Here is a 24,934-nt window from a genome sequence, read left to right on the forward strand (position 1 = left end):
AGAGATGGCTGGCGAACAGGAGAAGCGTTCGGATGTAGTAATTATCGGCGGCGGACTTGGAGGAACGGCTGCGGCGCTGGCCGCAGCCAAAGCCGGGCTGCGGGTGCTTATGACAGAGGAGACGGACTGGCTGGGCGGGCAATTGACCTCCCAGGCCGTGCCGCCGGATGAGCATCGCTGGATTGAGGAATCGGGCAGTACCGCGTCTTACCGGGAGTTCCGCACCAGAGTCAGGGAGTATTACAGGCGGAATTATCCGCTTACAGAAGATTCCAGGAGAAATCCTATACTGAATCCCGGCAACGGTTGGGTCAGCCGGCTGGCACATGAGCCGAAGGTAGCACTGGCTGTTCTGCAGGAGATGCTTGCCCCGTATGTGAATACCGGGCGGATCGAGGTGCTCTATCATACGGTGCCAGTCGCGGCCGATACCGAAGGGGATTATGTTACTGGAGTCACCGTTCGGCAGGGAACAGGCAGTGACCTGATCAGGCTGCGGGGTGCCTACTATCTGGATGCCACGGAGTGTGGCGATCTGCTGCCGCTGGCTGGAGTGGAGCATGTCAGCGGAGCTGAAGCCCGCAGTGAGACAGGGGAGCCGCACGCCCTGGAGGCCGCAGACCCGCTCGACATGCAGTCGATTACCCACGTGGCGGCGGTGGACTATGTGCCGGGTGGAGACTATACAATCCCGCGTCCAAGAGATTATGATTACTGGCGCGAATATGTCCCATCGTTCTCGCAGTATCCGATCTTAAGCTGGTTCGCTTCGGATGCAGACGATACTAGCAAGCTGAAGCAGTTCACGATGTTCCCGAATGAGCAAGGGATTGTCTCCCTGTGGGATTACCGGCGGATCGTAGACCCGGCCATCTGGACAGAGCCACTGAATGACGGCGAAGTCACCCTGCTGAACTGGGCACTGAACGATTACTATGCCGGGTCAATTATCGGCGTATCCCCGGAGGAACGGGAGCGGCACCTGGAGGGGGCGAGACAGCTTACCCTCTCACTCGTGTATTGGCTCCAGACCGAAGCGCCCCGCCTTGACGGCGGGCAGGGCTACCCGGGCGTGCGCCTGCGCGGAGATGTGCTCGGCACAGAAGACGGGCTGGCCAAGGCCCCCTATATCCGGGAATCCCGGCGCATCCGCGGATTGTACACGATAGCAGAGCAGGATGTGAGCAAGGAGCTGCGCGGACCAGCTGGGCCCAAGCGTTATGAGGATAGCGTAGGGGTAGGCAGCTATCATCTGGACCTTCATCCCACAACCGTAAGCCAGCGGACCTTCTATATCCCGAATCATCCTTACGAGATTCCTCTCGGATCATTGATCCCGGTACGGGTCAAGAACCTGCTCCCGGCTTGCAAGAACATATCCATGACCCAGATTGCGAACGGCTGCTACCGCCTGCATCCCACAGAATGGAATATCGGTGAAGCGGCGGGCACCCTCGCGGCCTATGCCATCAGGCAGCAGGTCGAACCATCGGCAGTCAGGGAATCAGCGGAACATCTAAGGGCCTATCAGCAGCAATTGATGGCGCTCGGTGTTCAGCTGCACTGGACCCCGGAGGAGCTGGAGGCTTAAGCGCACCTTCTCCGGTAATTCAGTCTATCTCAATAGTCTATAATCTCACATTCAAGGTAAGGTGCCTCGTCAGCGGGGTGCCTTTTTTGGTGTGGTCTTCTTAGTAGATGATACCTGTCAAAGGATACTTTGTAGAGTAATCCCTTATGCTTCATTAAAGGAAATGGTAGACAAATGTCGAATCAAGTCACTATGACATTTCAAGGAGTGAATTTATTTTGTGTAAGATGATCAAACTTGTATCCACCACTGTACTTGCTTTTCTGCTATGCTTCGTATCTATTCCATCCGTATTTGCAGAAGCCGCACTAATCTCAGACAAGAATCTGGAACAGGCAATTCGTGCCGAGCTTAAGAAGCCGGCCGCTCCCCTTACCAAAGAAGATCTGCAGACTCTAACCTCCCTCTATCCTAGTGATCCTGAGCAGAAAATTAACAGTCTTAGCGGACTGGAGCACGCTGTTAATATAAAAAGCTTAATGCTCCCAGGGCTGGGCATTACCAACATTGTGCCCCTTCAAAATCTACATAAAATCACCTTCCTGGCTCTGAACGACAATCAGATCACTGGGCTGGAGCCGCTGCAAGCACTATCCCAACTGAAACAGCTTAATCTCGATGCAAACAACATAGAGAAGCTTGATGCACTAGCAGGGTTAACTAATTTGACAGACTTGTTAGTCAGCAACAACCAACTGAAGGACCTGTCGCCCATACAATCGTTGGTCAAGCTGAACTGGTTAATCATAAGCGATAACCAAATCCAGTCGCTTAAACCGCTAAGAAATCACCCGGAACTGGAGCATCTGTACTTTGATAATAATCTGGTCGAGGACATTAGCGTCTTAACCACTCTTCCGAAGCTTAAGGAGGTTTCAATCAGCAATAATCCTCTGAATGCAGGAGCAAAGAAAATTCTGACCGAGCTCGCTGCCAAAGGCGTCGAAGTGCTTGATGAAGATACCCAAGAAGCCACACCGCCTGCAAATCCTGACGAAATCATGGTGCAGTTAAATGGCGAGAGTATTAAATTCCAAGCTCCACCCATCCGGCAAAATGGATCTGTAATGGTTCCGTTCCGCACTATTTTTGAAAAATTGGGACTGAAGGTTGAATGGGATTCCACAACGCAAACAATCAGAGGAAGCAAACCCGGTACGCTGATCAAGCTTAAGCTGGGTTCAACTACTGCTGAGATTAATGGCAATCAGAAAAAACTGACCGTAGCTCCTGCTAACATCAAAGGCAGCACTTACGTTCCATTGCGTTTCATCGGCGAAGCCGTGGATGCGAAGGTGAACTGGCTCGCGGAGATTCAAACCGCCATAATATCTACGAAGCAGCCTTTTACAACGAAGGATAAAAAAATCCAAGTCACAGGCTACAGTGATTGGAGTGACGTAACTTCTTCTGGAGAGAATGCAGTAGATCACCAGTTGCTCTTAATCTCACCCGAGAAGAGTATGCTGGTTATTAGCCATTATAGTAAGAGTGCATTAGATATGAACTTCGAACAATATATTAGCTTTGTCAAAAAAGATATAACGGACAAGAATGCATCGAAAATCACGGAACAGTCCGTAAAGGCAGGAAAAATCAATGCGAAGCAGTTAACCTATACTTTGAGCGATGCAGATGAAAAACTCATTTTTCAAATGATTCTATTCGAGAAAAACAATGAAATCTATACCCTCCTATTAGCTTTTCCAGCAAAGATTAGTCAACAAGCCAAGGCGGAATTCAATGAAATATTGAAAAGCATACAAGTGAACTAACTCATTAGAAAACCACTATACGTTAGTCAAATAACAGCGGCAGTCTGAGGCTTTTTGTCAAGTCTTATTCTGCCGCTGTTTTATATTAAATTTTAAATATAAATTTATATATTAAATCTCATACGTGTTATATACTCATTCTAGTCTTCCCGATGCAGTTGACACCACTAGATGAGGAGAAATGAAATTATATGTCCATTCTGAACAAATTCAAAGGAATTACCCCCGCAGGTGCGCCCCCCCAAACAGACCATCAGCTGATCGGACTATTAAAAAACTATGTGGAGCGGGCTGAACGCGGGGAAGAAGAGTTATCCGATACATCTTATGATGCAGCCGCAGGTGAACTGCAAGCATTGTTAACGCGACTAACGTCCGTGATACATAAGCGTGAGGACTATTACAAGGTTCGGTTGGAGATGATCACTGAAGCGATTGAGATCTCCCTGTGGGAAATGGATGTGTATGAGGGGGATCCGGTGAATCCGCTCAATGAGTTCAGGTGGACCGATGAGCTGCGCCGGATGATCGGCTATACGGATGAGCATGATTTCCCCAATGTGCTGGAGAGCTGGTCCAATTGCCTTCATCCCGAGGATAAAGAGGGCGTACTGCAGCTGTTCGCAGATCATATGCTGGACCGGACGGGCACGATCAAATACGACATTGAATACCGGCTCAAGACGAAAGCAGGCGAGTACAAATGGTTCCAGGCGACGGGCACAACCGTACGTGCCGCTGACGGATCACCTATTATGGTAGCCGGAGCTTTGCTGGATATTCATGATAAAAAAATCAAGCAGGACGAGCTGGGCGCACTGGTGGTCCGCTATGATCTGGTGAACCGCGCCCTGGTGGAAGCACCTTGGGATATGGTGGTTATCGCAGGCGATCCGGTCAACCCGGATAATGAGTTCTGGTGGTCGGAGCAATTCCGCAGAACGATTGGTTTTGAAGGCGAGCATGATTTCCCGAACCTGTTAAGCAGCTGGAGCAACCAGCTACACCCCGAGGATCTTCAGCCCACGCTGGACGCCTTCGCCAATCATCTGAATGATTACACCGGGCAGACGGACTATACAGTGAACTACCGCTTGCGCTCCAAAAATGGCGAGTATCGCTGGTATCACGCAGGCGGTGAAACGATCCGGGACGAGCAGGGTATCCCTCTGCGGGTAGCAGGAACGATTCGTGATATTACGCAGGAAATCAATAAAGAGGATACAATTAGGCGGGTAAACCTGCAGATGGAAGGCTTGCTGACTGCGATTAACGAGATTGTTCATGGGATTGTATCGGTAACAGAGCAGGCCCAGGATATCGCCGAAGTCCAGGAGCAATCCTACAAGGCTGCAGTTGATGTGAAAGAAAAAACGAATGAAACCAAAGAAATCACCAAATTCATCAGCGAGGTCTCGAATCAGACCAGTCTGCTCGGACTGAACGCTTCCATTGAAGCTGCTCATGCGGGGGAGTATGGCCGGGGCTTCTCTATTGTGGCCAGTGAGGTGCGCAAGCTCGCAGACCACAGCAAGATGGCTTCGAATAATATTGAGAAAACTACGCAGGAGATGAATGACCGGATCGATCATATTATCAGCACCATTAACGGCATGTCTAGTTTGACCGAAGCACAGGCTGCACTGACGCAAGAGGTTAATGCTTCTGTCGAGGAAGTAAGCAGGATGTCGGAGGAGCTGTTAAATATTCTGCGTACTTTATAAAGGTTAACTAAAATTGGCATCTAACCACCTTGTGTTTAAAATCCGGGGTGGTTTTCAATTTATCCGATTAATCTTCCTAAAAGCACTAGGCGACATATGCAGACGGGCCTGGAACACCCGGGAGAAGGTGGCGTACGAAGTAAACCCTACCTCGTAACAGATGTCGGTGACGGGTGTATCGCCCAACATCAGCAGGCCGCAGGCATGCGAGATGCGGATGCCTTCCAGGTAGCTGTGGAAATGCTCTCCGATGTAGGCTTTGAAGGATGAGCTGATGTGGGGGACACTCAGGTGGAAACGGTCTGCTAGCAGCTCCAGCTTGATATCCTCCCGGAAATTCTGATAGACGTACAGGATGACTTCGGCCATTATTCCTTTGCCGGTGATGACGGCAGTGGCTGGTTCTGTGCTGTGCCGGTTGAAGCAGGAGCGGTCCAGCAGAACAAAGGCTTCCGTCAGCTTGCACAGGAACAGTAATTGGCTCCACGCTTCACCGCTCTGAATCTCTTCATACATCCGCTCAAGCAGGGGGACCAGCTGCCCCATAATCTCCGGCGTCAGCTGGTATGAGGGTTCCCCTTCCATGCCCGCCCGCATTAACAGACCCTGCAGACTCGCAGCCTCCTGAGAAGCAAACAGCGCTCTTAAGCCAATCGCTCCTACATACAGCTGCAATTCCTCTCCCGGATCAACCTTGATCTGATGGACCTGATGCGGAAGCAGCAGCGTGAAGGTTCCCTCCCGAATAGCCCGTTCCTGCCCGTTAATAATCTCGGTACCGCTGCCTTGAACAGCATAGGTGTACTCCAGGAAATTGTGGGTGTGAGGAGGGACATCGGCGGTAAGCTTATGGATTCGCAAGGTATAAGGGAAGGACTGATGCAGCTCCTGGTCGCCCGGGAGATTGAATGGAAGCATGGGAGGTCACACCTTTGCTATAGGATATAGTTGCTATCATATACGATAATCTGAAAAAATGAGAGGTTTCCCGTAAATTTGATAAGCGGCAGCAATAGCGGGTTCAGTACAATGGGGGTGTTCGGCTGAACAAGAATTCATCTCCGCAAAGGAAGGTTATGACCCATGAATCTGCTGCAATATGTGAATCCGCTACAAGGCACCGCTTCCACCTATGAATATTCGAACGGCAACACACTTCCCCTGGTGGCACGGCCCTTCGGTATGGCCGCCTGGAGTGCCCAGACTCAAGAAGCCGGAGGCGGCTGGTTCTTCCATCCCGCACACCGCCGGTTCGAAGGAATCCGCCTGACTCACCAGCCCAGTCCCTGGATCGGGGACTATGGCCATTTGACCCTTCTCCCGCAGACCGGTCCGCTCACGACAGGTGCACCGCAGCGTTCCTCCTCCTTCCGCCCCGAAGACATGCAGGTGAAGCCCGATTATTTCAGCATCCGGCTCCGGCGCTATGAGACTTTACTGGAGCTAACCCCCACAGAGCGATGTGCCAGCATCCGCACGACATATGGGGAGGAGGCTTCAGCGCGGATGATCCTCGCACCCTTTGCCGGAGAGTCTTCATTCCATATAGACCCGGCAGCCGGAAGACTGACAGGCTATACCCGGGCTAACAGCGGGGGAGTTCCCGGCAATTTCGCAATGTATTTCGTAATGGAATGGGATTGCGATACAGATGCAGCGAACTGCGGCCTCTTCTATCCTCAGGATGAGCCGTCCTCCATGACCGCAAGCCTGTCCGGGACGGCTGAACAGCTCGGAGCCTATATCGCCATCCGGCCTCCAGGGTCGGGGAGAGTCAACTGGAGGATCGGCACCTCTTTCATTAGCATGGAGCTGGCACAGGTGAACCTGGACCGCGAGATTGGCGCAAGCTCCTTCGATGAGGTGCGGGAGGAAGCCACGCAGGCCTGGAACGGCATCTTGAACCGGATTCAGGCGGAGGACCCGGATGAGGAGCGGGTCAGGACCTTCTACACCTGTATGTACCGGGTCTGTCTGTTCCCCAGAATGTGGCATGAGTTCACTGCCGGAGAGCAGATGGTACATTACAGCCCCTATAACGGAAAGGTAGAGACGGGACCGATGTATTGCGATAACGGCTTCTGGGATACTTTCCGTACCTCGTACCCGCTGTTCAGCCTGCTGTTCCCCTCCCGATTGGGGGAGATCTTGCAGGGCTACGTCAATGCTTACCGCGAAGGCGGCTGGATGCCCAAGTGGTCTTCTCCCGGTGAGCGGAGCATGATGCCCGGAACCCTGATTGATGCGGTATTTGCAGACGCATATGTGAAGGAGATCAGAGAATTTGATGCAGAGACCGCCTATGAGGGACTGCTGAAGCATGCCCTGCAAGCTGCCTCTGATCCGCATCTGGGGAGAAAAGGCTTCGCCGCTTATGAGCAATACGGGTTCCTGCCGGCCGATCAATTCCATGAGAGTGTCAGCAACACGCTGGACTATGTATATGGGGACTTCTGCATTGCACAGTTTGCTAAGGCTCTGGGTAAGGAGGAGGAGCACCAGCTGTTGATCAGCCGGGCAGCCCATTACACCAAGCTGCTGGACCCGTCAACGGGCTTCATGCGCGGCAAGCAGGCGGATGGCAGCTGGACGGAGCCCTTTGACCCGGAAGAGTGGGGCGGTGACTACTGCGAAGGCAGTGCCTGGCAGTGCAGCTGGGCGGTTCCGCATGATGTTCTGGGACTGGCAGAGGCCATGGGCGGCAAGGAAGTCTTATTGCAGCGCCTCGATGAGCTAATGACCGCAGAACCGGTCTTCCGCGTGGGCAGCTACGGCTTCGAGATCCACGAGATGTCCGAGATGGCTGCGGTCGATTTCGGCCAATGTGCGATCAGCAACCAGCCGAGCTTCCATATCCCGTATTTGTTCACAGCACTGGGCGCTCCGGAGCGGACAGAGTACTGGACCTCCAGACTGGCCCGGGAGCTGTTCAGCTCCGGGGTGGAAGGGCTGCCGGGAGATGAGGATAACGGCAGCCTGTGTGCCTGGTATATTTTCACATCGCTAGGGATGTATCCTCTATGTCCGGGAGTGCCTGAGTATGTGACCGGCAGCCCTCTGTATCAACGTATTACGATCCAATTGGAGAACGGCAAGCAGATTATTATTGAAGCCGAGGGGGATTCGGAGGCCGGGAACCGGGCGGAGGCCTGCTATGTCAGCAGCGTATGTCTGAATGGACAGCCGCACCGCTCCTTGTTCTTCACGCATCAAGAGCTTATGGCAGGCGCATTGATTCAGTACACAATGTCAGACAGTCCTTGTTCTGCTGCGGCTGAGCATCAATATCTGCCCTATTCTATGTCTGTTCCAAGGCAGCAGGTCCCACTAAGTTAACAAAAGCTCATCATCTTCAGAAATGTTCATATCCTTCTCCACCCGGCGGTGCAATAATAATGCCGGGAAGGAGGACATGGATCAGGGGTAAGCCATCTAATTATGTAAACGCATACATTCCTGCAAGAACAATCTGATCATGAAGGGGATGGGATTAATGAACCACTTAAGGTCCAGAGTAAGCCTGCTGCTGATTGCCGCATTGCTTGTCTCGTTAGTCGGAACATGGGGGGCAACCAGAGTGAGCGCTGCGGACGAGTATGACAGCATGAGAACGAAGTGGAAGCTGGGCTTAACCGGGGGAACGGAGACTGACAACACTGACCCGGATATTGCGTACAAGCTGAACAGTATCAGCCAGACCAGCTGGGGTACCATGGATACCTCCGCTGCCAGAACGTATCTCTGGAGTGACTTGACGAGTATGACCAGTTCCTCTGAGATCACCGGGGCTTATCTGCGGATCAAAGGCATGGCCCTGGCATACAGTACCCCCGGCTCCAGTCTATACGGCAATACCGGGCTGAAGAATGATATCATCGGGGCTTTGGATTGGATGTACACGCACCGCTACAATGAGACCAAGTCCGAATATGACAACTGGTGGGATTGGGAGATTGGAACCCCTCTGCACCTGAACGACATCGTTGTGCTCATGTACTATGATCTGTCGGCCACACAAGAGAAGATTACGAATTACATGAAGGCCGTTGAAGCTTTTTCACCCGATCCGGCAAAAGTGAACAAAGGACAATTTATCCCTACCGGTGCAAATCTCGCCTGGAAAAGCAACGTCGTTGCGCTGCGCGGGGTCATTGTGAAATCTGCCGCCAAGCTGACTGCAGCCAGAGATGCGCTGACGCCAATATTCGACTATACCGTAGAAGGGGACGGCTTCTACAAGGATGGATCGTTCATTCAGCACAATGTGTATGCGTATACCGGAAGCTATGGGGTAAGTCTGCTGCAGGAGCTGTCCAATGTGTTATTCCTGCTGGGCGGCACCTCATGGGAGCCGGTGGTTCCAGGATTAAGCCATGTCTATTCGTGGGTGTATGATTCCTATGAGCCCGTAATTTACAAGGGTGCGATGATGGATATGGTACGCGGCAGAGCCATCTCCAGAAACTATGAGCAGGACCATGTAGTAGGCCATAACACCATTGCGGCGATCATCCGGCTGGCCCAGATGGCTCCGGCGGCGGATGCGCAACGGATGAAATCCATGGTGAAGGCCTGGATTCAATCAGACACCGCCTTCAGCTTCTATAAGGATGCAAGCCTGAGCATAGCCCTGTCAGCCAAAGAAATCATGAATGACAGCAGCATTACACTCAGACCGGAGCAAATACAAACCAAGGTGTTCGCGGGAATGGACCGTGCGGTTCATTTGCGCCCGGATTTCGGTTTCGGGGTCAGCATGTCTTCCAAGCGGATCGGCACCTATGAATCTACGAACGGGGAGAACCTGAAGGGCTGGTATACCGGGGCAGGTATGACCTCCCTGTACAATAATGATCTTCAGCAATATACCGACTACTGGCCAACCGTCAATAAATACCGGCTGCCAGGAACGACTGTAGATACGATGGCAAGAACTACGGATGGGGAAGGGGCAGGCTTCATCAGTCCGAAGACATGGGCCGGAGGCACGGAGCTGCTCGGAGAATCCGCCACCGTGGGCATGGACCTCAAAGGCTACGGTAGTACCCTGACCGCCAAGAAGTCCTGGTTCATGCTGGGTGACCAGGTAGTTGCGCTTGGAACGGGCATCAAGAGTACAGATGGCCGGACCATTGAGACGACCATCGAGAACCGGATGCTGAACAAGTCTCACACCACCCGGGGGATTGATTCCGCCTCTCCGGCAGCAGTGCCATCCGGCAGCGAACCCGTGCGCCTTAAAATCTATGCCGTTAGTGACAGCGGCAACGACGGCAATCTGCCCGTAAATACCTATGATAATAACCTGGGCACCCGTTGGTCCTCGTCAGGGGACGGCCAGTGGATTCAATACGATCTGGGCAAGACGCAGCCGGTAGGGTATGCGGGGATTAACTTTTTTGTGCAAAATTCAAGAACCACCTCTTTCGACATTCTGGTCTCCCAGGATAACCTGACATGGAGCACGGTGTTCAGCGGAAGCTCCAGCAAGGTGGATGATTCCCGGATTCAAATGTTCGACTTCCCGGATACCGAAGCGAGATATGTTAAGCTGGTCGGCCACGGGAACTCGTCGAATCTGTGGAACAGCATTAACGAGCTGCAGCTGTATGCGCCTAGTGCAGCAGGCAACCCGATCATTCCGCTGACCGTAACTCCGTTAAGCGTTGCCTCCGTAACCGATAGCCTGGATTCCTCCAGCGTTCAGCTGGTCAAGGATAACGATATCACCACCTTCTGGAGTGCAGAGGGAGCGGGGAAATGGCTGAAGTACGACCTGGGAACAGCTGTGCCGCTCGGCTATGCAGGCATTAGCTTCGCCATGGGCAATGAGCGGCAGTATGCCTTCGATGTGGAGACCTCGCAGGATAATACGGTATGGACATCGGTCTATGGCGGACAAGTCAACGGGCTGACCTCCGAGATTCAGGCATTTGACTTCACCGACACCACCGCCAGATACGTGAAGTTCACCTTCCACGGCAACGATGAAGATCTCATGTACAGAGTCTCCGAGATCCAGCTGTACGCTCCGAGTTCCTTGGGAACGGTACTGGACCCGCTTCATAACGTACAGAAGACATTCGGGGATGAAGCGTTCAGCGTCAATGGCGTTGCCAAATCCACGGCGCTGGGCTGGACGGAGGAGATGGACAATGTCTCTTATGCGCATCTGGAAGGCACCGGGGGGTACTACTTCCCGCAGCCGGCTGCGGTCAAAGGCCTAAGAGCGGCCTCTACGGGCAGCTGGTCCGAGCTGAATACCGGCGGTCCAGCCACTCAATTATCTAAGAATTATCTGACGCTCTGGGTTGACCATGGTGCGAATCCGGTCAACAAGGATTATGCCTATGTTCTGCTGCCGGGTAAGACTGCCGCACAGACAGCCGCTTACAGCAGCAATCCCGAGATCGAGATCCTCTCGAATAATACCAACATCCAGGCGGTTCGTGATAAGGTACAGAATATCACCGGAGCTAACTTCTGGAAGCCCAGCACCGTCGGGAGGCTGACGGCCTACACCCCGTCTTCCATTATGCTCAAGGATGATAACGCGCAGCTCGATATAGCGGTATCCGACCCTGCACAACTCCAGTCCAGTGTTACCTATGAAGTGTACAAGGAAGGCTTGTCGGTCCTCACCAAGGATTCCAGTATTACCGTTCTCCAGCTCAGTCCGACGATCAAGTTCGTGGTGAATACCGGCGACAAAGATGGCCGCTCCCATAAGGTGAAGTTCCAGTATGATCCAGCTGTCCTGACGCCGTTGCCGGCACCGACTCCTCCTCCGGTCACGGAGCCGGTACCGCCAGTGCCAAGCACGGTGACTCAGGTGGACGACCTGGACGATTTCACCGGCCTGTTCGCCCGCAGCGCTAATCTCAGCTTTGACCGGGGAGAATGGAAGACCTTCGGCGGGGATACCTCGCGGCTAATCCGGACCAAGAATACCAATGAGTACATTGTGTATAAGGCCGCAGACAATAAGGAGATGACGGACTTCAAGCTTAAGACCTGGTTCTGGTCCAGTGAGTCCACCACTGATTTCGCGTTCTACACTTCGCCTGACAATATAACCTACAGCCCCTTCAGCCCGGAGAAGACCGCCGGGTCCGCAGGCTGGAAAGAAGTGAATTACAGCGGCAGCCTGCCTGCCGGAACCGGGTATCTGAAGATTGTCTATATGCACAGCACCGGTAATTTCTGGAATCCGCAGATCGGCCAAGCGGAGATTACCAGCAAAGTACCTGTTCCTCAGGCCGTTACGGTAACCGATGAAGTCTATGATTACAGCAAGATGTTCGCCCACAGCGCCAATCTGTCGATCAGCAGTGCTAATCAGGCCAGCTTTGGTGCGGATGCTTCCCGGCTGGTGCGGCTCACTAACAGTAATGAATATGTAATTTATAAGGCAGCGCCGGATATGGACCTGAAGCAGTTTGCCGCCAAGGTCTGGTTCTGGCCGTATGAAGAAACGGAGGAGCTTACCTTCTATACCTCTAAGGACAATAACACTTACGCTCCGTTCACCCCGGTGACCTCAGTCACAGCGGCTGTCTATGGCAGCTGGGATCAGGTCACCTACAGCGGAGTGCTGCCCAGAGGTACGCAATATCTGAAGATTGTCTACGGAATCAGCCCTGATGCCGTCTGGAATCCGCAGATCGGGAGCGTGGAGACACTCAGCGTGATTCCGAAGCCGGCGAGCATGTTATTGACGGATCACCTGTATGATTTCAGCAAAATGAATGCCCACAGCAGCAGCCTGTTCTTCGACACCACGAATCCGGGCAACTTCGGCGGGGATACCTCCCGGCTGGCGAGGAAGACCAACACGGAGGAGCACATGGTCTATAAGGCTGCCGCGGACATGGATATGAAGCAGTTTGCCGTTAAGGCCTGGTATTGGCCGAATGAAGCAGCAGCCGGTGATCTGGCATTCTATGTCTCGGCGGATAACCTGGCCTACAGTCTGTTCACCCCGGAGAAATCTGCAGGTACGGGCAACTGGAAGGAGGTTAATTACAGCGGAGAAGTCCCCGCCGGAACCAGGTATCTGAAGATCGTCAGCAAGGTAACACCAGAGAAAAGCTGGAACCCGCAAATCGGCAAGGTCGAGATTCTCAGTGAGATTTCAGGTGATTAACGAAAGTTCATAATCTTAAATTCCGGTCATGTTAATGGCATGGCCGGAGTGCAATAATGAAAGAGCAAGCAAGAGCATACTTGGGGGGATAAGATGAAACAGAAGCAAACGTTAACAGCGATTGTAAGCGTTATCCTAAGCGCAGGCCTTCTGGCCGGCTGCTCCGGCAACAGCACCGGCAAGGAAGGGCAAGCCGCAAGTCCGGACACAAGCCCGGCGGCGGCGGCCAGTGAGGCGCCGTCGGCTCCGCCGAAGGAGAATGACCGCACCAAGTTCGATCCGCCGGTTACCATTACGGCAGCTATTGCCTTGAAGCCTTCCGACAAGCTGCGCAGCGGTGACACTCCCGAGAATAATCCGGTATCCCGCTGGTTCAGTGACAATCTTGGCATTATTACCAAATATCAATGGGTAGTGACCGATTCACTGGACACTAAGGTCCGGCTGGCGATGGCCAGCGGTGAGACTCTGCCCGATGTTCTGTACGTATCGGGTACCTTGTTTGAGGATCTGGTGGCCTCCAAGAAGATCCAGCCCATCGATGAAGCCTTCGAGAAGTATGCGACAGCGAGAGTGAAGGATTCCTACGCCAAGAACCCCGACATATGGAACGCAGTGAAAAGAGACGGCAAGGTCTATGGCCTGCCCAACATCTCTAACGGAATCGTCGGCGACACCGTCATGTGGGTCCGCCAGGACTGGCTTGATAAGTTGAATTTAAAGGCCCCTGCTACCATTGAGGAGTACCAGCGGGTGATGGATGCCTTCACGAACCAGGACCCGGACGGCAACGGGAAGAAGGATACGTTCGGTATGGCGATCGGCGGCAATTCCGGATTCTACAAGCCGACCAACAACTATATGGCCGATGCGGCATTTATCTTCGGTCAGGATCAGCCTTACATGTGGCTGAAGGGAGAGGACGGCAAGCTGCAATACGGCTCCACGAAGCCCGCTATCAAAGAGGGGCTGGCCCTGCTGAATGACTGGTACAAAAAAGGATACATCAGCCCGGATTTCGGTACGCAGGATGCGACCAAGGCCATGGCTGATTTCACCTCCGGCAAAGCAGGCATTGCTTTTGCTCCCGGGTGGGCTGGCGGATGGCCGGTGGGGACGGCTGTAGCTGAGGCCAAAGCGAAGAATGAGTCTGTCGTGATCAAGCCGTATCCGCTGCCCTCGGGGATTAATGGTGTGGTCGGACGGCAGGAGTCCCCTCCGTCTTATGGAACCTATGTGTTCCGTGAAGGCTTTGAACATATGGATGCCATCTTCAAATATTGGGACACGATGTACGGTGGCTTAATTGAAGACGAAGCATACCCGTTCGGCCGCGGGTACGGGGAAGGGTATGACTATGTGATGAAGGACGGCAAGCCCTCCTGGGATGTTCCGGACGGAGTGGTCAGCTTGAACAGCTATTTGCTCCTGTCGCCCGGCTCGGGGACAGCCCCGATGAATGTCGTCAGCGGCCCGAATATCTATGAGCGGGTGGCTGCCGGCAAGCAGGATAATATCTTCGAGCAGAAGCTGAAAGCGAGCAACGGCGAGCTGACTATCGCCGGCTTCGCAGTCGCCCAGTCGCAATTCGGTCAGGATGTGAAAAGCGGCTTCTACGGGGCCAACACGCCGACGATGAAGGAGAAATGGGATCAGTTAGCGACACTCGAGGAGCAGACTTTCCTGCAGATTATCTACGGTAAGCAGCCACTTGATTACTTCGATACTTTCGTCAAGCAATGGAATGACCAGGGCGGTGCCAAGATTACAGAGGAGGTTAATGCTGCCGCAGCGGGTCAATAATCTAACAAGCAAATGTGGAATATAGCTTCCTTTACTGCTTCACATTTGCTTGTTCCATGATTCAATAAGTCACGTTTATCGATAGGAGACCTAACGGATGAAAACCGTGAAAGTAAATCTTAGCACAACCAAGAGAAGCGCTGTCCCCATCCCGAAGCTGCGCGGCAGCTTCAATCTGCGGAAAACCTGGCCGCTGCACCTGTTTCTCCTGCCTTCCGTGATTCTGCTGCTGATCTTCAATTATGCACCGATGGCAGGCTTCATCATTGGCTTCAAGGATTACAAGCCCTGGCTTGGCATGTGGGATTCCCCTTTCGTGGGGCTTAAGCATTTCCGCTTCATGTTCCATGACCCCGTGGCTCTCCAGGTGATCTGGAACACCTTCATTATCGCTGTCTTCAAAATTATCTGCGGCGCAATAGCGCCCTTCACCTTCGCTCTTCTGCTCAATGAAATACGCGTTGTGTTCCTCCAAAGAACGGTACAATCGCTGGTCTACCTGCCTCACTTCCTGAATTGGGTTATTCTCGGCGGCATTCTCTCAGACATGCTGTCCACCAGCGGAATGATTAATCAGTTCCTCGGCTGGCTGGGTCTTGAGCCTGTGTTATTTCTGGGAAGCGGCAATTGGTTCCGGTTCACTCTGGTGGCAAGTGATGTATGGAAGGAATTCGGCTTCGGCACCATTATCTATCTGGCTGCCATGGCAGGCATCAATCCCAATCTGTATGAGGCTGCGGGTATAGACGGGGCCAATAATTTCCGCAAAGCATTGCATATCACCATCCCGTCGGTCATCCCCATCGCTATTGTGGTGGCGACCTTATCGCTCGGCAATATTCTGAATGCCGGATTCGATCAGGTGTTCAATATGTATAATCCGTTAGTCTATGACAAAGGCGATATTATAGATACTTATGTGTACCGTGTAGGCTTGCTGCAAGGCTCCTTCAGTCTGGCGACAGCGGTTGGATTATTCAAATCCGTCATCAGCTTTACACTGATCGCCATCACCTACCGGCTGGCCAGCAAGTATGCAGATTACCGGATTTTCTGAAAGGATAGAGACTATGCTCAAAATACCGTTCTCCAATCGAATGTTCCAGGTGCTCAATAACCTGCTGCTCTCTCTGGTGGCCATTCTTTGTATCCTGCCTATGGTTCATGTGCTGGCTGTATCACTCAGCTCAGATTATGCCACTACCTCTTACCTTGTGAAGTTCTGGCCGGTTGGCTTTAATCTGTCTGCCTATCGGAAAGCGCTAGCGAGCAACAATTTTATCATTGCCTTTGAGATGAGTGTGCTGCGGACGGTTCTGGGTACGGCGATCACCATGTTTTTGACCATGCTGGCAGCCTACTCTATGTCTAAGGACGACCGGTATTTCCGCGGCAGAACAATGTACGCCTGGTTCTTCGTATTCACAATGCTGTTCCATGGCGGCCTGATTCCAACTTATCTCGTAGTGCAAAAGACCGGCCTGACCAATTCGATCTGGGCCCTGGTCATCCCCTCCGCCGTGAATGTATTCAATGTCGTGCTGATGATGAATTTCTTCCGGGGAATACCGAAGGAGCTGGAGGAGTCCGCCATGATTGACGGGGCCGGGCATTTCCGGATCTTGTTCCGGATTCTATTTCCGATATCGCTGCCCTCGATTGCCACGCTGTCCCTATTCACCATAGTATTTCACTGGAATTCCTGGTTCGACGGGCTGATCTATATGAACAAGGCAGAGCTGTTCCCGCTGGCCACCTTCCTCCAGGCACTGATTGCCGGGTTCGATTATACGAAGATTGGGCTGAATCCGACGGATCTGGAGAATCTGTCTGAGCGTTCGCTGAAATCAGCCCTGATCTTCATTGGCACGTTCCCGATTCTGCTCGTGTACCCCTTCCTGCAGAGATATTTCGTCAAAGGAATGACTCTCGGCTCCGTCAAGGAATAACACGAATTAACTTCTGGCTGTTAGGGGAGACCTTAGCAGCCATTTACTGTGTATAATGAGGAAGAATGAGCTGAAGGGGGGAGCAGGCGTGAAATTAATCAAAAGGGTAATCCTGCTCATTGTATCCAGCGTCATTCTGATTCTGGCGCTGTATTCCTATTCCTACCGGCAAAGCGTGTCTGTTATCGAGAACCAGATCAATACCCGCAATGACGAGAAGCTCTCGTACTTCCTCAACCGGATAGAAGGTCTGCTGGATCAGAACATGCTGTTCGCTACGCTGATGGCCAAGGACCCTGAGGTGAAAAGAGTATCTTACGGCAATCTGCCCCCGTCCGGGTACGACCGGCTGAATGTGATCCAGTCGCTGGAGCACCAGCTCAATCTGTTCAGCATTACGAATCAGATTATGAACATCATCTCGATTTATTTTCCCAGGTACGATCTGGCTCTGTCCTCCATGCCTTCAACGAAATTCGACCAGGAAGAAATCGCTTCCGCCTATTCCTCCAACTGGGAGCTTAACATGGTTGAGGTAAGCGGCGTACAAATGGAAGCGTTCTCCCGCTTCTTTGTCTCCCCGTATCAGGCGGAGCCGCCGGATCTGATGAAGGCTGATTTTATTATCCGCGTGGATTTTTTCACCAAGAATATTATGAATCTGCTGGATGAATTCAAGCTTGGCGGGTACAGCGATGCGTTCTTTTACCATAGTCCCGAGCAGATTGTCTATAATAGCACGGCCCGGATCGGGCTAATCCAGCAGGTGATGAAGCTGCGCAGCCCGGAGATCCATAACGCACAGCAGCAGTATCATGAGGTCGTCGAAGTGGACGGCAAGAAATATATTCTCTATGTTCTGCCTTCCCACAAAATTGACTGGAGTCTGGTTGATATCGAGCCGCTGGATGAGATTCTGCAGCCGGTGGTGGACAGCCGCAATCTGTTCGGTGTGATTCTGTTCCTGCTCCTGCTGCTGGGGATTATAGCCGCCTTCCTGCTCTACTTCTACATACAGGTGCCGATTCGTATTCTGATCCGTAGTGTGGAGCATATCCGCAACCAGAATTTCTCTTACCGGATTACCAGTCTGAAGCGCAATGAATTCCAGCAGCTATTCGATTCCTTTAATCATATGGTTCAGGAGATCGACCATCTGATCAAGCGGGTGTACGCCGAAGAGATCCGTTCGCGGGAAGCGGTTATGAAGCAGCTGCAGTCGCAGATTAACCCCCATTTTCTATACAACTGTCTGGCCTACATCGTGAACATGGCGAAGCTGAACAAGAACAGCTCCATCATAGCCATGGCCCATAGTCTGGGCGATTATTACAAATACACGACCAGAAATGAGACGCTGGAGACGACGCTGAGGAGTGAGATGGAGCTGGCAGTGAACTATATGGATATTATGAACCATCAACTGGACAAATTCCGCTATACGGTCTCTATCCCTGAATCGATGATGGCGCTGAAGATTCCCCGGCTGATTATCCAGCCTGTGATAGAGAATGCGATTGTTCACGGACTGGAGGAGGTTGTAGCGGATGGCCTGATCATGATTACGGGTCAGGAGGACCCCCATTCCTGCCGGTTAATTATTGAGGACAATGGACCGGGATGTTCAGAAAATATTCTAGATGATCTTGTGCGCAGGGTGGAGATTGACGATCATCTGACGGAACAGACAGGCCTATGGAATGTCCATCATCGTCTGAAGTATTATTTCGGGCAACAGTCGGGCATCCGGCTGGCATCCTCGCCTCTGGGCGGCCTGCGGATCGAGCTGTATTGGGAGAAAGCGGAGAGGGAGTGAGCCGGAAGTGTACTCGTTATTAATTGTGGATGACCACAAGCATCAGGTGGATACGCTCGCGCTTACCTTGCCCTGGGAGCAGTTCGGGATTACTTCGGTTCACCGGGCGTATGACAGCAGGCTGGCCCTGGAGCTGCTGAAGGATCACCGGATGGATATTATGATTACGGATATCCGTATGCCGGGAATATCGGGTCTGGAGCTGATCGGCTTCATTAACGAGAATCAATGGGATATCGATTGTATTCTGCTGACCGGATATGCGGAATTTGAATATGCGAAGCAGGCGCTTGAACTGCATGCAGTGGAGTATTTCATCAAGCCGGTGCGCGATGAGCTGCTGCTGGACGCTGTAGACAGGATTATCAGCAAACGCAGGCGTCATCAGCAGCATTCCCGCCAATTCGAGCATGCCACCGCCGTGCTTCACCAGAACCTGCCGCTCCTAAAAGAAAACCTGCTGCTCGAAATTCTCCAGCACTCCGGCTACACCCGGACTTACCTCACGGAGAAGCTAAGCATGTATCAGATGCCCTATGCTTATGGGGACTCCGTGAAGCTGATGGTGATTAACTTCGGTTCCAGCTTCTATGAGAGCTATTCCGCCCAGGACATCAAGCTCCTGGAGTATGCGGTGATGAACATGGCAGAGGATCTGCTGTCGCCTCAATTCCATGTATGGAGCCGGATCACCACTCAGGTTAATCTGACGCTGCTGTTATTGCCGCACGCGGCAGATGATGCCGGTGACGCCGACCGGTGGAGTCCGTTCTGCCAGGAGCTGCTGCTTGCCTTAGCCAACCGGCTGCTGGAGCAGGTGGACCACTACTTGAAGCATAAGGTCATCATCTCCATCTCGGGCACCGCCCGGTTCCCGGCCGATATTAGCACTGCGTATTCCTCTGTCCTCTCCAGTGTGATCAAATCGGCAGAACGGCAGGGGGGCATCCTACTGGAGCAGTCTGGCGTATCCGGAAGCATCACTCCGCTGCGTTCCTTATACCAGCCGCCTACCTTGACTCAGCTGATGGAGCAGGGCCGGATAGAGAAGCTGAATGATAAGCTTCAGGAGATCTTCACCGAACTGGACACCTTAGGCACCGATTCGCGGGCCCACCTGCGTGAAGCTTATCTGCATCTGCTAAGCAGCCTCACTTATCTGGCGCATAAGAACGGGAAAGTACTGGAGGACATTACCGGCACCGCCTCATTCCAGGCTGAACGCAGCGTTATTCATTCCGCCCGCCAGCTCCAGGCTTGGAGCCGCATTATTATCGAGGCGCTGATCGGCCAGGAAGCGACTGCGGATGATGAGACCCACCGGCAGCTCGTCCGGAAGATTCACAGCTACATTCATGAGCATCTGGCCCATGATGTCACACTGCAATCGATCAGTGAGCATGTCTATCTTCACTCCGTCTATGTATCCAAGCTCTATAAGGAGATTACGGGGATGAATCTGAGTGAATATATTCTGCGTGCCCGGATGGAGGAGGCGAAGCGCCTGCTGGAGCATACCTCCTATAAGATCTACGAGATTACGGAGAAGGTGGGCTACCAGAGTCCGCAGCATTTCATCCGCAGATTCAAGCAGTATTACGGAGTCACACCTGATAATTTCCGTAAGCTGTAGACCTCAGTCTGGCTGCAGCTGGCTTCTTTCCCTAACGTTAACGGATGTTCATGATCTTAAGAACCCGTCATATTCTCGCCGTTCCCCCGGTGTCATAATAAGTAGGGACAATATCCGATTCTTAAGCATGGAGGAACAAGGTGATGGAAGAGAAATGGACAGAGCAGGCATGGCAGGAGGTCACCGCCAAAATCATGCGGATCAGCCATACAATAGGCGCAGGCTTCCCTAACGGATCGGTGTGTGGCCGCTATCAGTTAGCCGCTGCCCATGACTGGATTGCCGGCTTCTGGCCCGGAATCCTATGGCTGGTGTATGAAGAGACAGAAGAGGACAGGCTTAAGGAGCTGGCGGTGCAGTGTGAATCTCAAATCAGCCGCACCCTATGGGATAGCTTCGGGCTGCTGCATCATGATGTGGGATTTATGTTTGAGCTAAGCAGCGTCAGGCAGTATGAGCAGCTTAAGGAAGAGGAAGCGAGAGAGCATGGCTTGATGGCGGCCAGCCTGCTGGCGGGCAGATTCAATCCGGCAGGCGGCTTCATCCGGGCTTGGCCCAATTGGGGCGGTGAGGATCACACCGGCTGGGCAATTATTGATTGTATGATGAATCTGCCTCTGCTGTACTGGGCATCCGGGGAGCTTGCCGACCCGAGGTTCAGGCACATCGCAGAGCTTCATGCCGATACCGTGCTGCGGGAGTTCATACAGGCGGACGGCTCGGTCCATCATATTGTCTGCTTCGATCCGGTTACAGGAGAACGGCTTGAAGCCTTGGCCGGACAGGGATATGCAGCGGATTCCGCCTGGTCCAGAGGTGCGGCCTGGGCACTGTACGGATTTGCGCTTAGCTACCGGTATACGGGCCGAGACAGATATTTGGAAGCTGCCCGGAAGGTTGCCGCCTTCTTCCTGGAGAATCTGCCGGAGGATAAAGTGCCTTATTGGGATTTCCGTCTGCCGGAGCACGAGCTTGGGAGAATGCCGCGGGATTCTTCAGCCGCAGCCATTGCTGCTGTCGGACTGCTGGAGCTGGCCGAAGTGATGCACCCGGCGGATGGAAGGGAATATACGCTGGCCGCAGAAGCCATACTCCGTTCCCTGTATGAGAATTATGGCGCATGGGGCACAGAGGAGGAGGGACTTCTGCTTCATGCGACAGGTTACTATGATAGAGAGATCTACGTAGACCGTCCGCTCATCTTCGGAGACTATTATTTTGTGGAAGCGCTTAAGCGTCTCAAGAACTTATAACCAGAGAGGTTGATTGTAAGATGATAACTGCACGCAGAACGATCCTGAAGCCTGGTAATTTCGGGCTGATTGCTGCGGCTGACAGCCGCAGAGGGGAATTCGACATCGGAAATGAGGTTATTGTTACGCACAAGCTGCCGGTAGATGCTGTATTTATCGGTGATTCAATTACTCACATGTGGGAGCTGAATGCTTACTTTGGCCGCAGCGGCAGATTCGTAGTGAACCGGGGGATCGGAGGCGATATCAGCAGTCATGTGGCCGGAAGGTTTGCCGCTGATGTGATTCAATTGCAACCTAAATACGCTGTGATCAAGATAGGAGTGAATAATTTCTGGGCCTTAGATGGCTGGACTGAGGCGGACCGCAAACCGGTAGAGATGATTGTAAATGATCTGGTCAACGATGTGCTGGATATGGTGAAGCAGACCAAGGGGCATCCTGTAATTCCTGTAATCTGCTCGGTTCTTCCCACCCATATGCCGCATTCCGGCAATGACAGTCTGCGCAACACCGGCATCAAGAAGGCCAATGAGCTGTTGCGCGTGCTGGCTGACGAGCATGATGCTATCTATGTAGATTTTCACTCCAGGATGGTTCAGGCGGACAGACTGCAGCTGCGGGACGGACTTGCCGATGACGGACTGCACCCGCATGTCCTGGGGTATGATATTATGGCAGAGACTTTAATTGAGACTTTGGGTAAGAACGGGATAGAGTGGTGATGTCCTAGGATACTGTGATTGACAAATCATTAGAATCCGGCTATATTGAATTTCGGTAAATTATATTTCGCACAATCAATAGGAGGAGCATACTGATGTCCGAATCCAATCATGCTTTTGGTCAAGCGCTGGTGAAATCTCTGGTGGGAGAGCGCGGGCATATTCCGATCGCCCGGGCCTTGCCGGATCTGACACTGGAGCTTGCAGGTTATACAATAGAAGGAATTCCTTACTCCATCTATCAGCTGGTGAAGCATATGGGCTTCTGGCAGGATTTCATGCTGACCCACCTGGAGGGCGGCCAGCCTCAGCGGCCTACAAGCGTACAGGAGAGCTGGCCTGCGGAGAAGGCCCCGGCAGAGGAAGCCCAGCTTCAGGAGGCCATCACACATCTGCTGCAAGGTGTCGATAAGGCGGTTGCTATCGCTCAGAGCGCCAAGCTTGACGAGCCATTGGCCCATTTTCCCGGGGAGACCAAGGGCGGACTTCTGCGCAATATCGCCTCCCATAACTCCTACCATCTGGGAGAGATTGTTCTGCTCCGCCGTCTGCAAGGTGCGTGGCCTCCGCCAGGGGGCGGATATCCTGCTTAAAGAGAATAATCCGAAATGTGGAAAAGTCTGCAATCTCAGGTTGCAGACTTTTTGGTATGGAAGCAATAACATTCATTGACAGTTCGTGAAAAAGTAGATGATAATTTAGTAGATTCATCCTGTAAATTATGGTAATTAGATCTATCAAATCTTCAAGGAGGCGGGCATGGAAGCAACCTATGATCTGTTTACGATTAAAACGCATTGCATGAATTTTCTGAACTACGCTTATCTCGGTATTGACAAGACTTCCCGCAAAGCTTTTGTAGTTGATCCATCCTGGGATGTATCGCAGATGATCCGTATTCTGGATTCGCATGAGGCCACAGTCACGGCTGTTCTGCTGACCCACTCTCATTTTGATCATACCAATATGGTGAAGAAGCTTGAACTGCTCTACCGTCCCACTGTCTACATCTCCAAAACCGAGGCAGATTACTATAAATACCGCTGCAACCGGCTCCGAACCGTCGAAGACATGGACCTCATTCGTATCGGTGATTCACGGATTACCTGTCTTGTAACGCCCGGCCATACGCAGGGAAGTGTCTGTTACTGGGGGCAAGACCATCTGTTCTCCGGGGATACGGTATTTATTGAAGGCTGCGGCTTATGCGACAGTAGCGGAGGCTCGGCTGAGGATATGTTCAACAGCATCCACCGGCTCATCCGGCTGATTCCTCCCAGCACCCGGGTATACCCGGGACATTCCTTCGGCGATCCGCCAGGCAAAGAGATGAGCTATCTCTACAAAAATAATCTGTATTTCCAGATTGATGATATCAATCATTTTGTGAAATTCAGGAACCGTAAGAATAATGCCCGACTGCTTGATTTCAAATAAGCCGCTCTACAATCAGGGGGGGATGGAAATGCACAGCGAAATCGTATTTATGTTCTCCGGGCAAGGCTCGCAATATAATAAAATGGGGCTTGAATTGATCGGGAAGCAGCCGGTATTCCGGCAATCGATGGAACGCCTGGACCGGATTGTTCATCGGCTGACCGGCAAGAGCGTGATTGAAGAGCTGTATATGAACACACGGAGTAAGGGCGCCAGCTTCGAAAATATTGTCTATTCCCATCCTGCTATCTTCATGGTGCAATACGCGCTCGCGGAGACTCTGGAAGCTGAAGGAATAACCCCACGCTACACGCTGGGAGTCAGTCTCGGGGAGTATGTTGCGCTGGCGGTGGCTAAGGTGCTGACGCCTGAACAGGTGCTGGAGCTGATTGTGACGCAAGTACGGCTGCTAGAGGATACCTGCGACAACGGCGCGATGATTGCTGTTCTGGATCATGTGCAGCTCTATCACCGGAACGCCGAGCTGAACACCCGCTCCGAGCTGATCGCTGTGAATTTCGACAAGCACTTCACCATCGCCTGCAGAAGCGGGCATACTGGCGAAATCCAGCAGTTCCTCAGAGCACAGGGTGTAGCCAGTCTGAAGCTGCCTGTGAACTACGCCTTCCATTCCGCATTCATCGATGAACTGGAGAAGCCTTACCGTACATATATGCAAAAGATCGATTACAAGACACCTGCTCCGGGAGTGACACTGGTATCGGCCATGACCGGGGAAAATGTGCAGACGGTGGATGAATCCTTCCTGTGGGATGTGGTGAGGAAGCCGATGAATTTCCGCACAGCCCTGGAGGGTCTGACTGCCGGCGGGCCGCGGCTGCTGCTCGATCTGAGCCCGTCGGGTACCCTGGAGAACTTCAGCAAGTATATTCTCGGCAAGCCCCTGGCCCATATGGTCCGCTCAGTGATTACGCCGATGGCCAGCGAGCTGAAGAAGCTGAATGAGATTGTGAATGCTACCTTAGAAGTCTGATTACGCCAAAACTCCGCAAGCAGCGGTTCTCTAAGTTATGGAGAGCCGCTGCTTTTCTGTTGTTGTAATTTGTGTATAATACATGTAC

At 52.5% G+C, this 24,934-nt stretch carries 16 protein-coding genes; 15 read left to right on the top strand and 1 reads right to left on the bottom strand.

Translation table 11 applies throughout. The annotated features are described in order from the left end of the window. Positions 1–4 precede the first annotated feature (4 nt). The 3 genes from MKX51_RS15060 to MKX51_RS15070 all read left to right on the top strand — a co-directional run bounded on the left by MKX51_RS15060 (position 5) and on the right by MKX51_RS15070 (position 5,090). Complete coding sequence (locus MKX51_RS15060; RefSeq protein ID WP_340992950.1) at positions 5–1,591, top strand: FAD-dependent oxidoreductase; 1,587 nt, start codon at positions 5–7, stop codon at positions 1,589–1,591. 227 nt (positions 1,592–1,818) lie between these two features. Next, entirely contained in the window at positions 1,819–3,366 is a 1,548-nt protein-coding gene (locus MKX51_RS15065) for a stalk domain-containing protein (RefSeq protein ID WP_340995614.1), read from the top strand. 191 nt (positions 3,367–3,557) lie between these two features. Continuing rightward, positions 3,558–5,090: a methyl-accepting chemotaxis protein gene (locus tag MKX51_RS15070; protein ID WP_340992951.1), complete on the top strand. Its 1,533-nt coding sequence runs from the start codon at positions 3,558–3,560 to the stop codon at positions 5,088–5,090. A gap of 54 nt (positions 5,091–5,144) precedes the next feature. On the opposite strand, the gene MKX51_RS15075 is transcribed toward MKX51_RS15070, so the two are convergent. Then, positions 5,145–6,008 carry an AraC family transcriptional regulator gene (locus MKX51_RS15075; RefSeq protein ID WP_340992952.1) on the bottom strand — a complete coding sequence of 288 codons (864 nt, stop codon included), beginning with the start codon at positions 6,006–6,008 and terminating at the stop codon, positions 5,145–5,147. 165 nt (positions 6,009–6,173) lie between these two features. On the opposite strand from MKX51_RS15075, the gene MKX51_RS15080 reads away from it, so the two are divergent. The 12 genes from MKX51_RS15080 to MKX51_RS15135 all read left to right on the top strand — a co-directional run bounded on the left by MKX51_RS15080 (position 6,174) and on the right by MKX51_RS15135 (position 24,846). Continuing rightward, the gene (locus MKX51_RS15080; RefSeq protein WP_340992953.1) at positions 6,174–8,426 is read left to right on the top strand and encodes a GH92 family glycosyl hydrolase; all 2,253 of its coding nucleotides are present in this window, start codon (positions 6,174–6,176) and stop codon (positions 8,424–8,426) included. A 157-nt stretch (positions 8,427–8,583) separates the two neighbouring features. Beyond that, positions 8,584–13,236 (top strand): polysaccharide lyase family 8 super-sandwich domain-containing protein, encoded by a 4,653-nt coding sequence (locus MKX51_RS15085; RefSeq protein ID WP_340992954.1) that lies wholly within the window; start codon positions 8,584–8,586, stop codon positions 13,234–13,236. Between the two features lie 93 nt (positions 13,237–13,329). Continuing rightward, positions 13,330–15,039 carry an extracellular solute-binding protein gene (locus tag MKX51_RS15090; protein ID WP_340992955.1) on the top strand — a complete coding sequence of 570 codons (1,710 nt, stop codon included), beginning with the start codon at positions 13,330–13,332 and terminating at the stop codon, positions 15,037–15,039. A gap of 97 nt (positions 15,040–15,136) precedes the next feature. Continuing rightward, positions 15,137–16,096, top strand: a complete 960-nt coding sequence (locus MKX51_RS15095; protein ID WP_340992957.1) for an ABC transporter permease — start codon at positions 15,137–15,139, stop codon at positions 16,094–16,096. Positions 16,097–16,109: 13 nt separating this feature from the next. Further along, positions 16,110–16,988, top strand: coding sequence for a carbohydrate ABC transporter permease (locus tag MKX51_RS15100; protein ID WP_340992958.1), 879 nt, complete (start codon positions 16,110–16,112; stop codon positions 16,986–16,988). 88 nt (positions 16,989–17,076) lie between these two features. Then, on the top strand, positions 17,077–18,804 hold the full coding sequence (locus MKX51_RS15105) for a sensor histidine kinase (protein WP_340992959.1): 1,728 nt from the start codon (positions 17,077–17,079) through the stop codon (positions 18,802–18,804). A gap of 7 nt (positions 18,805–18,811) precedes the next feature. Beyond that, the gene (locus MKX51_RS15110) at positions 18,812–20,437 is read left to right on the top strand and encodes a response regulator (RefSeq protein ID WP_340992960.1); all 1,626 of its coding nucleotides are present in this window, start codon (positions 18,812–18,814) and stop codon (positions 20,435–20,437) included. Between the two features lie 143 nt (positions 20,438–20,580). After that, the gene (locus MKX51_RS15115; protein ID WP_340992961.1) at positions 20,581–21,690 is read left to right on the top strand and encodes a glycoside hydrolase family 88 protein; all 1,110 of its coding nucleotides are present in this window, start codon (positions 20,581–20,583) and stop codon (positions 21,688–21,690) included. 20 nt (positions 21,691–21,710) lie between these two features. Beyond that, positions 21,711–22,415, top strand: a complete 705-nt coding sequence (locus tag MKX51_RS15120; RefSeq protein ID WP_340992962.1) for an SGNH/GDSL hydrolase family protein — start codon at positions 21,711–21,713, stop codon at positions 22,413–22,415. A 95-nt stretch (positions 22,416–22,510) separates the two neighbouring features. Continuing rightward, positions 22,511–23,008: a DinB family protein gene (locus MKX51_RS15125; RefSeq protein ID WP_340992963.1), complete on the top strand. Its 498-nt coding sequence runs from the start codon at positions 22,511–22,513 to the stop codon at positions 23,006–23,008. A 166-nt stretch (positions 23,009–23,174) separates the two neighbouring features. After that, positions 23,175–23,852: an MBL fold metallo-hydrolase gene (locus MKX51_RS15130; RefSeq protein WP_036726939.1), complete on the top strand. Its 678-nt coding sequence runs from the start codon at positions 23,175–23,177 to the stop codon at positions 23,850–23,852. 28 nt (positions 23,853–23,880) lie between these two features. Next, on the top strand, positions 23,881–24,846 hold the full coding sequence (locus tag MKX51_RS15135) for an acyltransferase domain-containing protein (RefSeq protein ID WP_340992964.1): 966 nt from the start codon (positions 23,881–23,883) through the stop codon (positions 24,844–24,846). Positions 24,847–24,934 lie beyond the last annotated feature (88 nt).

The organism is Paenibacillus sp. FSL M7-0420 (assembly GCF_038002345.1).
GTDB lineage: Bacteria > Bacillota > Bacilli > Paenibacillales > Paenibacillaceae > Paenibacillus_AQ.